At 41.7% G+C, this 13,953-nt stretch carries 8 protein-coding genes and 1 pseudogene; all 9 read right to left on the reverse strand.

The window, feature by feature from the left end; genetic code table 11:
• Window positions 1-43: 43 nt before the first annotated feature.
• Entirely contained in the window at window positions 44-2,164 is a 2,121-nt protein-coding gene (pulA, locus tag C1712_RS06975) for a type I pullulanase (RefSeq protein ID WP_102268032.1), read from the reverse strand.
• A gap of 118 nt (window positions 2,165-2,282) precedes the next feature.
• Window positions 2,283-3,170, reverse strand: a complete 888-nt coding sequence (locus C1712_RS06980) for a PHP domain-containing protein (protein ID WP_102268034.1) — start codon at window positions 3,168-3,170, stop codon at window positions 2,283-2,285.
• Between the two features lie 1,707 nt (window positions 3,171-4,877).
• A pseudogene (locus tag C1712_RS13240) lies at window positions 4,878-5,378 on the reverse strand (FtsX-like permease family protein); the annotation flags it as partial.
• Window positions 5,375-6,136, reverse strand: coding sequence for an ABC transporter ATP-binding protein (locus C1712_RS06990; protein ID WP_102269803.1), 762 nt, complete (start codon window positions 6,134-6,136; stop codon window positions 5,375-5,377). The pseudogene C1712_RS13240 and the gene C1712_RS06990, both read right to left, overlap by 4 nt.
• Before the next feature lie 99 nt (window positions 6,137-6,235).
• The gene (locus C1712_RS06995) at window positions 6,236-7,210 is read right to left on the reverse strand and encodes a sensor histidine kinase (RefSeq protein WP_180963092.1); all 975 of its coding nucleotides are present in this window, start codon (window positions 7,208-7,210) and stop codon (window positions 6,236-6,238) included.
• Window positions 7,207-7,884 (reverse strand): response regulator transcription factor, encoded by a 678-nt coding sequence (locus C1712_RS07000; protein WP_102268040.1) that lies wholly within the window; start codon window positions 7,882-7,884, stop codon window positions 7,207-7,209. The genes C1712_RS06995 and C1712_RS07000 overlap by 4 nt, the downstream gene beginning before the upstream one ends.
• A gap of 225 nt (window positions 7,885-8,109) precedes the next feature.
• Window positions 8,110-10,521 carry a glycogen/starch/alpha-glucan phosphorylase gene (locus C1712_RS07005; RefSeq protein ID WP_102268041.1) on the reverse strand — a complete coding sequence of 804 codons (2,412 nt, stop codon included), beginning with the start codon at window positions 10,519-10,521 and terminating at the stop codon, window positions 8,110-8,112.
• Between the two features lie 215 nt (window positions 10,522-10,736).
• Window positions 10,737-12,581, reverse strand: coding sequence for a 1,4-alpha-glucan branching protein GlgB (gene glgB, locus C1712_RS07010; protein WP_102268043.1), 1,845 nt, complete (start codon window positions 12,579-12,581; stop codon window positions 10,737-10,739).
• 199 nt (window positions 12,582-12,780) lie between these two features.
• Window positions 12,781-13,902: a hypothetical protein gene (locus C1712_RS07015; RefSeq protein ID WP_102268045.1), complete on the reverse strand. Its 1,122-nt coding sequence runs from the start codon at window positions 13,900-13,902 to the stop codon at window positions 12,781-12,783.
• Between the last annotated feature and the right edge of the window lie 51 nt (window positions 13,903-13,953).

Genomic DNA, 13,953 nt, shown 5'->3' on the forward strand with positions numbered 1-13,953 from the left:
AGGCTGTAAGTATAGATTTCAAATCTACATGACAGCCTGTTTCTTATTTTTCTTTTACCAGTACGATCGTCGCATACTTATCGATAATCAAATCATCTTGTTTATATTCATTTTCGATCTTGCAGTTATAAAACAGCAGACGATAGGCATATTCCAGTCGATACGTATAGATCGACGCAGTCGGATTGAAGATCACCACTGCCTCTTCATGATCATTTTGCAGACGATAGATCAATACCTGCCGGTCAATGTCTTCAAAGCGAACGCCTTTGGCAATCGACGCCGCATCCGGGAAACGAAATACATCGTGTTTTTTGCGGATCGCAATGAGCGCTTTGGCAGCCTCTACGATTTCCAGATAACGATCACGCCGGTCATAATCCATCTGATTGATCTGATCTTTTTCACAATAAGTATTATGCAGACCGTGTTTGGTGCGGGCAAACTCCTGTCCACTGTGAATAAAAGGAATCCCCTGTGCAAGCAAAGTAGCTCCCAATAACATGATCTGTCTGAGCATGCGCACTTCCCGCGTATCTTCTTTACAACATTCACGCATCTTATCCCATGCGGTCATATTGTCATGGCACTCTACATAGTTTACAACATTCTGCGGCGAAGAAAACAACGCCGTATCGCCATGTGGCATCGTTGATGCAAGCAGGCAGTTCTGCATGACATCGATCAGATAAGTCGCTCCGGTACAATAGCCTTTTGTCGCCACTTCATTTTGTGAGGTCATCCCCTTTGCCACATCTCGAAAGCGGTCGGAAAAATGGGCGATATGCGGAATCAGATGCTGATTGCGGATACAGGCGCGCTGATCAAAATCCAGCATGCTCGGCATATCCCAGCCTTCTCCATAGATCATAATATTCGGATTGATCGCATGGCATACTTCATAGACCAGATTCATTGTCTGGGTATCTAATATTCCCATTAAATCAAAGCGCAAGCCATCGATCCGATAGGTTTCGCATAAAAACCGGCAAGCCTGCACGATCAGCATTCTGCCCATCGTTCGCGTGGAATCAAAATCATTGCCGCAGAAAGTACCGTTTGATAATTCCCCTTCTTCATTCATCTGAAAATAGTAATACGGCACACAAGCCTGCAGGGCATTGCTGTTCACTTCAAACACATGATTGAACACCACGTCCAGATTGACGCGAATGCCTGCTTTATGACAGGATTCCACCAAATGTGCAAACTCCATCATACGACTGTAAGCATTGGTCGGATCTAAGCCATAACTGCCTTCTAAAGCAAAATACTGCACCGGATCATAACCCCAGTTATAAAACAGCTGCTGGTACTGCTCATCAACTGAGCCGAAATCCATGACCGGCATCAGCTGCACATGCGTAATACCCAGCGATTTCAAATAGCTGAAACCAGACATTTTTGCTTTGGTCTGCTCATTTTCCTCCACAAAACCTAAGAAAGAGCCGGGATAAGTAACCCCACATCCCCTCTGCATCGTAAAATCACGCACGCTTGTTTCATAAATGATCGCATCACAGTAATTGCGCAATGGCGGAAGTGGATAGTCCTTGATACGGATCCGCTTTTTATCTACGACGACCGAGCGTTTGGAATTATAGGTAGAAGCGATGCCGTATGGATCGATCGTCTCTTTCCATGCCCCATTGACTTTTACCAGATAAACATAGGACGCATTCTCCATATCTCCGCTTACGACACAGCGAAATATGCCGTTATGCTCCCGTTTCATCTCAAAGGTACGATACTGTCCCTCTTTTAACAGTTCCAGCTTGACCCGATAAGCCGTCGGCGCCCATAAGGTAAACTTGCTTTCCTGCTTCTGATAAACACATCCTAAATCATTGCCATAATAGGCAAACTCCTCATCAAAGCGATCTCTTTTCACGATATAGCCATAGCGTAGGATCGCCGCTCTTGCATGCTGGTGCAGCACCTCATATTCTTCACCGATCACCAGCGGTTTTTTCACTCTTAAAATATAGCGGTTGTACTGCTGCGGCGTCTGCTGTATCGACGTAATGGTCAAATCCTGAATATTGCCCAGCGTATCCCGCAAATAAAAGCAGTTGCTTTCTCCGTTATAACTGTTCTTGGATAAATATACGACGATCTTATCATAATCATCTAAGTATGCTTCAAAATACTCCTGCTGCCTCATTTTGATCACCTGCTTATAGTATAACAAATTATCGCTTTCTTAGCGATGTTTTCTTCCCTTTATTCCCGTAAACCATACACCTTTTTTGAAAACGAAGCGAAGTTTCCCGATTCCTGTCCTATCGCCACTTCTCCTCCATGCAAGCAAGCCATGATGCTGCTATGTCTTCCATGATTTCCATATTTCCGTTATCGCCACATCCCATGTCATGCTTTGGCAAATGATAATCACTGCCTCCGCTTTGGTAAAGATCATGCGCTTTGCAATACGCGCTCAGCCATTCACTTTGCGCACGACTGTGGCGGCGATGGATACATTCGATACCATCCCATCCTCCTGTCAAAAACAGATCATGCAGCAGTTTTTCATGATCTTCGACATCATAGACAAAAGGATGTGCCAAAAAGCAAAGACCGCCTGCTGCTTTGACTGCCCGCATGCACACTGCCAAAGGCGGTGCGTCAAATTCTTCTTTGATATAGAAAGGAGAGCATGGATTCAAATAGTGATTACGATAAAATGTCGTGCGGTTTTCAATGCCCAGTTTTTCCAGGATCGCTTTGTTTCTTTCATCTGAAAGCAGCGCGTCACAGATCACATCGTTGGCTCTTTCATATCCCGCTTTGATGCTAACCGATGGATAATGCAGATGCAAAGCATCACAAACAGCGCACATCTGTCGCAACCGCTTTGTTTCTCTTGCAATGACTTCATCCTGTAAACGATGCTTCAGCAGCCCCGCATCCTCCAGCACCTGTTCATCAACGCCATAGGCAAGCATATCCATACACATGCCCTGATAAGAAAAAGTCAGTTCACAGGCAGGCAAGATCTTGCCGGAAAATAAGCTTCTGATCTTAGGATCGGCCAGATCACGCCACGCATCCATCGTATCATGATCGCAGATCGCAAGATAGGCCAAGTTCTTGCGCTGTGCTTCCCGCAATACTTCTTCCACACTGCACGCACCATCTGAATGAAGCGTATGCACATGCAAATCCATCATAGCGATTTCCTCCTTTACATTCTCTCTATGCTTTCAAATGAAGCATTTTTTATGACAAGGTAATCCTGCCATCTTTTTTATTTCCTGGGTAATATTAAAGCAGATACTGCAATGCTTTCCAAAATCAGTAAATGCAGCGGATAAAACAAATAGAACACCCATTTGGCAAAGAACGAATGGCCTTCGCCTTTTTATGTCTTTAGTATAGCACAATCATCGCATAGAAAGGCATGTGTTTCATCAGCGACACATACCTTTTACCATATTACAAATCCCTGTCAATTGATATGAGAACATCACTGCTTAATCGTACATGCTGTTTACAGCTTTTTTTACATTACCGATATAAAGGAATCTGGACAAAAGATAAAACAGGAAAAAGCAAACATAAATGACCGCCAGACTGATGACATTCACAAACGGCAAGGTTGTCTGCATCAGTTCCCCAATCGCCTTGATCGAAAAATAGGAAATGCACGACATTGCCAATAATGGCATAACAAATGTAAGCAGCAATTCATAAGTAATAGAACGCTTTATCACATCATCATCTATTCCTAATTTGCTTAATATATGATAACGCGCTTGTTCTTCAAACGAATCATTGTATATCTTCATAAACAAGATACTGCCGCTAGCCAATATAAATACCATGAACATAAATACAGATACACTAAATAAGATTTTGATCCAACTAATCTCAGCTCTTTCAGGATCCACTTTAACAAGTCCTAAACAATGAGAACTGGAGCGAATATCCGCTTCTGATCGTTCAAATCGAGATGGATCACTTATTTTATAGTTATACATATAAACAGATGTACCAAGAAGCTTCAACTGCTGGTAAGTGCTGTCATTTACGATCATATAGTCCATATCTTCCTGCATATATCCCAAATAGGGTGCAGTCGTTTGATCGACCGAGGTGTAGGATATACCATTGATCTCCTGTGTGCTGCCGATGCTTTCATTTGTCAATGACATAAGATACAGCCGATTCAGCTCAACATATTCCCCATCCTTCGGTTCTTTTATGTTAAATGGCAAACCAGTTGTCTGCGCAATATTTTTCACATCTGTATATGCGATAATGGCGATCGGCACCGTAAACTTCTCACTGATATACTGCTCATGCAGCATCGTAATTTCCGCTTCTGATTGATAAGATACCTCATTTTGCTTTTCAATTAAGTTATGAAATTCACGATGATATCCTGCCTGATCGCTCATGATCTGGTACGTATAAGTATTTTCAAAATGCACGATATTATCATAGCGATTTTTCATTGCGATTCCAAAAGCCAGTGCAGTGATCGCACATAACATCAAGATGCAGACGATCGCATAAGTGCGATAGTTTTTCTTCATCCTAAAAATAATACTGTTGATCCAAAGATTTCTTTCCTTTTTATACAAGAACTTTTTATTATGCGCCAGCGACTGGAAAAGAAGAGGGATAAGACCGCCAAAAATAAAGTAGATTCCCGTCACTACAAGCACCACCGCCAACAAAAGATTTCCGACCACTTCCATGCCTGCATCTTTGATTGCAAAATAGCATCCTGTACTAATCAGGATCACACCCGACAACGCCTTGCCCGCAAGCAGCCATCTATTTTGTTTAACAGCCTCATTTTGTCTGTTTGCCGCTATCATTTCAAGCACACTGCTGTGGACGATATCGAGATACCCTTTTATCACGAAGATGCCGTAAATAAAAACAAAAATGAGAACAGTCATGAGCAAAGAGCGTACTGAAACATCAAAATAAATTTCCACGCTGATTGTAGATAAACGCATCAAAATCATCGTAAACAACTGGGATGTCAAAATACCAAACAACAATCCATTTATCAGTGCCGCTGATCCGATAAAAAGTATTTCCGTCGCATAGAGCTTTCCGATCTCTTGGTTGGACAACCCCATGAATACATATATTCCTATTTCCTTTTTACACTTTGTTAAAAACACATTTGTTGCATACCAAATAAAGAAAAACATAAAACAGCCGATGACAAAAGACAGTATCTGCAAGATCACTTCAATATTGCGTGCATTGCTCTCACCTAACTGATCCAGTATGCCAGAATCTACAAGATTGATAAAATTACATAAAATCAAAATGGTAAAAGCAAGAGAAATGATCAATGAAAGATAATTTCTCATGCCGGAACGGGCATTTTGAATTGCCAGCTTCAACATGCTCATACAAAATCACTTCCTATCGATGCCTGTACATCAATGATCCGATCATAAAACTCTTTCCTGTCCTTTCCTTTCGTCAGCTTACATTTGATCATCCCATCATTTAATAAGTACACCTCTTTCGCAAAAGAAGCGCTGAACGCATCATGCGTGACCATCATGATCGTTGCTTTGCCCTCTTCGTTCGCATGCTTTAGACATTCCAGCAGATCCCGGCTTGATTTAGAATCCAAAGCGCCGGTCGGTTCATCGGCAAAAATAATTTCAGGTGCAGTAATCAAAGCACGGCAAGCAGCGCCCCGCTGTTTTTGACCACCGGATAACTGATAGGGATACTTTTTTAAGTGTGTGGATAACCCAAACAACGCAGCCATTTCTTTTGTTTTTGCTATACAGTTTGTATTAGCTGTACCATGCAGTGATAACGGCAAAGCGATGTTATCCTGAAGCGTCATCGTATCTAATAAGTTATAATCCTGAAAAATAAAACCGATCTTATCTTTTCTGATCTTAGACAGCTCCTTATTTTTCAAATGCGTAATATCCTTGCCATTCAGTCTGATCGTGCCGCTTGTCGCATGATCGATCGTTGACAAGATATTCAATAAAGTCGTTTTCCCTGATCCGCTCGGCCCCATGATGGCAATAAAATCATTTTCATAAATATCCAGACTAACACCTCTTAACACCTTAGTACGAAAGCCTTTTGTACCATAGTCTTTTACTAGATTTTTAATTTCAAGTATTTTTTTATTTTCCATAGCTGTTTCCTCCATTTCATTTTCATTATAGAGAAATACCGCCATTTAATCCTTGCATACATGTTACATATCATAGATCAGCGTTACATTTCAGTAAGATTAGAAACGAAAGTAAGATTCATTATTAGAAAAGTGAATACAGAAGCAAGTATATTCATCAACTCTGCTCTTTACGGAAATAAAATGCCCTAATCTGTCAACGATCTGCTTCACCATATACAATCCCATTCCCGTAGATTTATATTCCCCGTTATGATAATTACTGCCTGTATAGCCCCTTTCAAAAATCCGCGGCAGATCTGCATCGCCGATTCCCTCTCCGAAGTCTTTGATATACAAATGAACACTCTGATCGGCTGTTTCTGTCCAGATCTTCAGCGACGGTTTTTCTTTTGCATATTTGATTGCATTGGCAATCATTTGGTCCAACACATATACCATCCACTCTTTATCTGAATATACATCACTGTCATGTATGTCGATTGTGATAGAAAAATGATTCTTTATCAAAAAATAACGATTATTCTTGATCGCTGTTTTGACACATTCAGAAAGATCAACTTTTTTAATTTGAATATCATAGATCTGACTTTGCACCTTACAGCCCAGCAACGCTGTATTTAATTGATTGTTCATTTTCTCTAGCTGTTCCTGTAATCCTTCATTTCTTATATCTTCATTCATTAGCATTGCTGCCGACAAAGGCAGTTTGATTTCGTGACACCATCGCGCAATATAATCCTGCAAGTCTTGATTCCTGTCATATTCCTGCTGCAAATATGCCTGATAGAGCGCATGGTCGTGCAGTGCGATATCAATGTTTTCAAACTCTGTCAAATCCGGTGCAATGATTTCACTGCTCTTTAAGTATTCTTGTTTATTCTTTTCTTTTTTTCTATATTTACAAAATGTAAAAAGAAATAGACCGCTCATGATCGTCAATATCAGGATATCTAAATAGATCAGATACCCAAAATTGATCTCTGGCAGCAGGAAAACGAAGTAAAAATGATAGAAAAGAAAAATGATGACTATCGTAAACCAGTAAACAAAACTTTGCTTAAAATATTTCATTCTATGTAATACCCTTGTCCTTTCTTCGTCTGGATCAGTTCCGCTTGACAACATTCTTTTATTTTGGCTCTTAACCTGGATATGAGCACCGTCAACGTATTGTCAGATATAAATTCATCAGTGCTCCATAATGCATCCATTAACTGGCTTCTGGAAACAATGTGTGGACGGCTCTGCGACAAAACTCTTAAGATTATATTTTCAGATTTAGTCAATTCTATTTTTTTATCGCTGCAGTACAGACTGCTTGTGCTGTTGTCATAGATGACATGCGGCATAAGAAACACTTTTTGTTCGCTCTTATATTGATAGGTCCTTCTTAACAATGCTTCGATCTTAGCCTTTAGGAATATTAGCTGGAACGGCTTTTCAATATAATCATCCCCTCCCTGCGTGATCGCCATGACCTTATCTTGATCATCACTTCTGCTGCTGATAAAAATAATCGGTACTTTTGATATCTCACGAATCTGATTGCACCAATAAAATCCATCATAGAGCGGCAGATTGATATCCATGAGAATCAGCCAAGGTCTGATTTTTTCAAAGTCATTTACGATATTTTCAAAATGACGCGATGTTTCGACATCGTATCCCCACCTAGATAAATATAACTGTAGCTGTTCCGATAGTATTTTATCATCCTCTACCAGCATGATTTTGATAGCCTCCATAACGCAAACCTCCTTAATCGTTGATCCAGATAATAGCTGTTTATCATAAACATATTATATCTTTTCCTGTGAGCCATGCAATCATACCATGCAATGTTGCAAAAGTGTTAGATATGATGCAAACTGAGAATCAAAAGAAAGCAGAGCTATTAGAAAGAAAAACTTCACTTACATAAAAGGATAGCGATTACAATATAAAAAAAGAAACTGCACATTGACAGTTCCTTATTTCACTTCGATCGGCTGGATATTCCAAATCTCATCCGCATACTGTTTGATCGTACGATCACTTGAGAAGAAGCCGGACTTAGCAATATTGATCAGACACATCTTCGCCCATCCCGCTTTATCCTGATAACGTTCCTGTACGCGAGTCTGTGCATGCTTGTATGCGTCAAAATCCGCCAATAACAGATATTCATCATTTTTGAACATCAATTCATTGTAAACCAAACGGAAATCCTCTTTTTCCGGTGAGAAAGTGCCGTCTACCAACGCCTCTACCACAGCTTTGATTTCCGGATCACGGTTATAGACATTCCATACGCTATAAACATTTTCCCGTTTCAAAAGCGCTACATCATCAGCACGCAGGCCGAAGATTTCGGCGTTTTCATAACCGACGCGTTCCACGATTTCCACATTGGCGCCATCTAATGTTCCCAGTGTGATCGCTCCGTTCATCATGAATTTCATATTGCCGGTTCCGCTCGCCTCTTTCCCCGCAGTGGAGATCTGTTCCGATACATCAGCCGCGTTCATTAAGATTTCCGCAATGCTGACACCGTAATTCGGAATAAATACGACCTTCATGTACGGTGCGATCTGCGGATCATTGTTTACCACATCCGCAATACAGTTGATCAGCTTGATGACCTGTTTCGCAAACGTATAGGCAGGCGCCGCTTTTGCCGCAAAGATAAAGGTACGCGGGTAAATACGGAAATTCGGATCCTTTTTCATCTTCTGATATAAATAGATGATATGCAGTACATTCAATAGCTGCCGTTTATAAGCATGCAGACGCTTTGCCTGCACATCGAAGATCGAATTGACATCTACTTCGATCTGTAAAGTTTCTTTGATATAATCCGCTAAGATCTGCTTGCGCTGCCGTTTCACATCCATAAACTTCGCCTGCAGCATCGGATCGTCCACATGCGCCATCAGTTTTTCCAGCTGTTCCGGATGTGTCTGATAGTCCTTTCCGATCGTTTCATCTAATAGGTGCGTAAGCTGTGGATTAGAATACAGGAGCCAGCGACGATGGGTAATGCCATTCGTCTTATTGCTGAATTTCTCCGGCATGATCTCATAGAAAGACTTGAATACATCATTTTTCAAAATTTCCGTATGCAAGCCCGCAACTCCATTTACGTGATGGCTGCCGACGATTGCCAGATTCGCCATGTGTACCTGTCCTTCTTTTAAGATCGCTACACTGTATTTGATATCAGGACGGTTGTACTGATGATCCAAGGCAAACTCAAAACGACGATGAATTTCCTCAATGATCATGTAAACACGTGGAAGCAGCTGCTGGATATAGCTGATCGGCCATTTTTCCAACGCTTCTGCCAGTACCGTGTGATTCGTATAAGAAATTACATTGGTTACAATATTCCAAGCATCATCCCATTCATATGCATAATCATCCATCAGAATACGCATTAACTCCGGAATTGCCAAGACCGGATGCGTATCATTTAACTGAATACAAACCTTTTCTGCCAAGTTGTCTAAAGAAGGATAAACACGCAGATGCGCTTTGATGATCTGCGCCAAGCCTGCCGCCACAAAAAAGTATTCCTGTTTGATGCGCAGCAACTTTCCTTTTTCCGTAGAATCATCCGGATAGACATTCATGCAGATGGCCTTTACATCATCCATATAGGAAGCAAAATCATTATTGATCACACTGTCTGCCGCCTCTGCACTCCACAAACGCAGTGTATTGGTTACTTTCGTATCACGTCCGATGACCGGCACATCATAAGGTACGGCACGAATGACCTGTTCCGGCATGTGATTGACCTTTGTTTTGCCATATTCATCCATATACATTTCGATATGTCCGCCGAATTTGACTTCGATGGCATGTTTCGGCTTGCGCACTTCCCAAACATTCCCCAGCTTCAACCACATATCCGGATATTCCGTCTGTTCATGATTTTCAATGCGCTGGCGGAATAAACCGTATTCATAGCGGATGCAGTTTCCATGCCCCACCAGATTCAAAGAAGCGAGTGAATCTAAAAAGCACGCTGCCAGTCTGCCCAGACCGCCGTTTCCAAGCCCCGCATCACTTTCCAGATCTTCGATCTCATTGATATCGATATGGAAATCCTGCAAGCCTTCCTTCACGATGTCATAGATCCCCAAGTTCATCAGATTGCTCGTTAGCAATCGTCCGATCAAAAATTCCATAGAGAAATAATACATCTGCTTTTCTCCGTTGCCGGCAACCGTTTCTTTTGTTTCTTTCCAGTTTACCCCAACATAGTCGCGGATCATTTCCCCTAATACCATATACTTTTCGGTTTTATGTGCCTGTTCGATCGAACGGCCGTATTTTTCGATGATGCGCCGCTCAAATTCTGTCTTAAATTCTTCCTTTGTTTGAAACTTCTTTTTCATCTTTTCACTCCTAACACGACATTGTGATTTTATCAAATTTCTTGCTGTTTGTTAAGCAAAATTTTTCATACAAGCCGTAATATCCCCTCATTTTATAAAAATATGCGCACCCGAAAAATAATCTTTTCACTTTTTACCAAAACTTTTATATTTTTAATGACTGCCTGCTGTTGCAAAGAAAAAACGGCACCTTCTCAGATGCCGTTTTCCCGTTGTTATTTCTTCTTGCTGCGCTTGCGTGTTTCTAAGATCACTGCCCCAAACGGCGGTACGGTTACTTCAATGGTATAAGGCAGGAAATTGCATTCTTCCTTTACTGCTTTGATCTTATCCGGATTGGTAATATTACATCCACCGTAAATATCCTGTTCACTATTTAAGATTTCTTTGTAAGTGCCGTTTTGCTCCACTCCAAACTTATGCTTTTCGTAAAGATTCGGCGACATATTCAGGATCACGACAAGATCGCTTGTATCGGATTTGCGGATATAGGAGAAAAGATTTTGATCCGCATTATCCGCATCGATCCATTTGAAAGAATCCCAAGAATAGTCATTTTCATAAAGCGGCTTTTTGCTCGTGTAAAGCTTTGTCAATTCCTTAAAATAGCGGTTAAAAGAGTCATGAGCCGGATATGTCAGCATGAACCAGTCGTTTTCTTTTGCCTCATCCCATTCACGAAACATCGCCAATTCATTGCCCATGAAATTTAATTTCTTGCCCGGATGGGTAAACATGTAGGTATAAAGTGTGCGCAGCTGCTGGAATTTCTGTTCATAACTGCCCCACAGCTTGTCGATGATGGTCTTTTTGCCATGTACGACTTCATCATGTGAGAACGGTAAAATAAAGCGTTCGGAATAGAAGTAAGCCATGGAGAAGGTGATCTGATTATGATGCCATTTGCGATACACCGGATCTTTTTCAAAGTATTTCAGGGTATCGTTCATCCAGCCCAGATCCCATTTATAATCAAAACCCAATCCGCCGTCAAGCGTTGATTTTGTTACATTCGGATAGTCGCTGGAATCCTCGGCAATCAGCATAACGCCCGGATAAGCTTCATGCAAGTGATAGTTCAGGCGTTTGATGAAATCCAATGCGCCCTGATTCTCGCCGCGGTCTTTATTGCCATGCCAGAAGATCAGATTGCTGATGGCGTCCATCCGCAGACCGTCAAAATGATAGCGATCGATCCAGAAAGCCGCTGCCGACATCAAGAAACTGCGCACGGTTTCTTTCCATAGATCAAAATTGGAAGTGCCCCACTGAGAATAAGAATCTTCATCTTTTTCATATTCATACACACAACTGCCATCATAACGCGCCAATGAAAAATCATCACGCACAAAATGGACCGGCACATAATCCATAATGACGCCGATACCGGCTTTATGGCAGGCATTTACCAGATACATGAGATCCTGCGCGCTGCCATAGCGGCTGGTAACCGAAAAATAGCCGCTGCACTGATAACCCCATGATCCGTCAAATGGATGCTCATTCAACGGCATGAGTTCGATATGCGTAAAATGATGGTCCTTGACATAAGCGATCAGTTCTTTGGCGATGCTGCGATAAGTCGGCCAACCGCCTTCCTCATTATGCTTCCATGATCCCATATGTACTTCATAGATATTGACCGGCTGATCTAGGTGAATGCTGCGGGAAGCCATCCATTTTTCATCGCTCCACTTCATCGAGAGATCGGCAACAACAGATGCCGTATTCGGTCTTAATTCACTGTAAAACGCATACGGATCCATTTTATCGACAATGCGGCCGCTGCACTGATCAATACGGTATTTGTATACATCCCCCACTTTCGCACCTTCGACAAAGCAGGACCAGATACCGTTTTGATCAGCCTTTTTCATATAATGTCCTTCACAGCTCCAGTCATTGAATGAACCGATCACCTGTATTTTATTGGCTTTTGGCGCAAAGGTCGTAAAACGAACCCCTTTGATTCCCTTTTCCACACACGGATGTGCACCGAACAGTTCATAAGCACGCAAACTGTGTCCCTGATAAAACGCCTCCACACTCTTCTTTTTCATAATCACAACTCCTTACTTTGCTTCTATTATACCTTATTTTCCTTTCTTTGAACACGCTTTCATACAATTAAATAAGAGAATCGCTTTCATACAATTAAATAAGAGAATCGTGCCTTTTGCTTTCAGCAGATCTGTAAAGCGCAAAAGCAGATGATCCCCATAAAGTTTCACCTGCTTCTATTGCTTCTCATTTTATCGCTCATGCCCGCCTGACTAAATAGAAATCACCGTTTTGTCCTTCTACAAGCAAGTATGTGCCGTTCCCATGATAGGTCTTGATCTGATCGGTAAAATCCGTCTCTATTTTGCTTAGGTCTTGCTCCTGCAGCTCATAGAATTGTGTACCCTGCGCTAACCCCACCGCCAGCAGACCGTCCTTTAGCGCTGTCAGTTCTTTACCACAGTAACCATCCAGCTCTGCAAAATGGTATTCTTCCATCTCATCCATTTTCGCATTGAGCATGATGCTCAGATTTTCGGAAGAACCGTCCTGTAAAAGCAGCATCTCATCGGTTGCATCTAATTCTTCCCGCACATATGGCTGCAAGCGAAAGAGCGAACTTTGTGTACTGTCATGCTTCACATAGCCGATCGTCCCGCCGCCGCCCTGCTGCTCATCAATGAGCATGCGGTAATACACACCATCTGCATTTACTGCAATCGTCTCTGCCGCATTTTGTTCTAACTGCAAACTGCTTTCTGCGGCAACACTATCCTTTGCAAGCACGATTTCCTTTTCATATAGCAGTTGTAAATGATCGTTTTGGCAGCGATACAATAGTCTTTTTTCACTCGCTTCGCCATTTTCCCGCAAAGGCTGGGTAATGGCCGCAAGCCATAAATAGCAGTGTTCCTTTTCACCGACTAAAATCGGAGAACGATATCGTTCCCATGTGGTAAAGCGCTGTAATTTTTGTTCTTTTCCATCACTCATCGCATGTACCGTAATCGTGATCGGATAAGTCGTTTCATTATATTCCTGTTTGTTTTTCACATAATAGAGTCGGTCGCCATATTCATAAACACTGCTGATCTGACTTTGTCCATCGCCAATCGTCAATTCCTCAAGCTGATCTTTTTCCACATCATAGCGCCAAACTTGTTCTGTTTTTTTCAAAAGGCTTCCCTGATCGCTCTCTTTTACAAAATAGAAATCATCACCGGTACTCTCCAGCATGCGCAGATCTTCATTTTCTTTTACAAATGCGCTCAGCTTCTCTAATTTTTCAAAAGTCAGCGGCTCTTCCTTTTTTGATGCACATGCACTGAGCAACAGCATCACAAGCGATAAGCCGAGCATACATAATCTTCTTTTTTTCATGATATTTTCCTCACATTAGTCTGATCTAAATAATTATTTCATTCATTATCG

It is taken from the genome of Massilicoli timonensis (assembly GCF_900199515.1).
Lineage (GTDB): Bacteria > Bacillota_I > Bacilli_A > Erysipelotrichales > Erysipelotrichaceae > Massilicoli > Massilicoli timonensis.

Bases quoted from the DNA above. Each gene is read 5' to 3' on its own strand.
- pulA (WP_102268032.1), bottom strand. From the start codon at position 2,164: ATGAGGCAGCAGGAGTATTTTGAAGCATACTTAGATGATTATGATAAG.
- C1712_RS06980 (WP_102268034.1), bottom strand. From the start codon at position 3,170: ATGATGGATTTGCATGTGCATACGCTTCATTCAGATGGTGCGTGCAGT.
- C1712_RS06990 (WP_102269803.1), bottom strand. From the start codon at position 6,136: ATGGAAAATAAAAAAATACTTGAAATTAAAAATCTAGTAAAAGACTAT.
- C1712_RS06995 (WP_180963092.1), bottom strand. From the start codon at position 7,210: ATGAAATATTTTAAGCAAAGTTTTGTTTACTGGTTTACGATAGTCATC.
- C1712_RS07000 (WP_102268040.1), bottom strand. From the start codon at position 7,884: ATGGAGGCTATCAAAATCATGCTGGTAGAGGATGATAAAATACTATCG.
- C1712_RS07005 (WP_102268041.1), bottom strand. From the start codon at position 10,521: ATGAAAAAGAAGTTTCAAACAAAGGAAGAATTTAAGACAGAATTTGAG.
- glgB (WP_102268043.1), bottom strand. From the start codon at position 12,581: ATGAAAAAGAAGAGTGTGGAGGCGTTTTATCAGGGACACAGTTTGCGT.
- C1712_RS07015 (WP_102268045.1), bottom strand. From the start codon at position 13,902: ATGAAAAAAAGAAGATTATGTATGCTCGGCTTATCGCTTGTGATGCTG.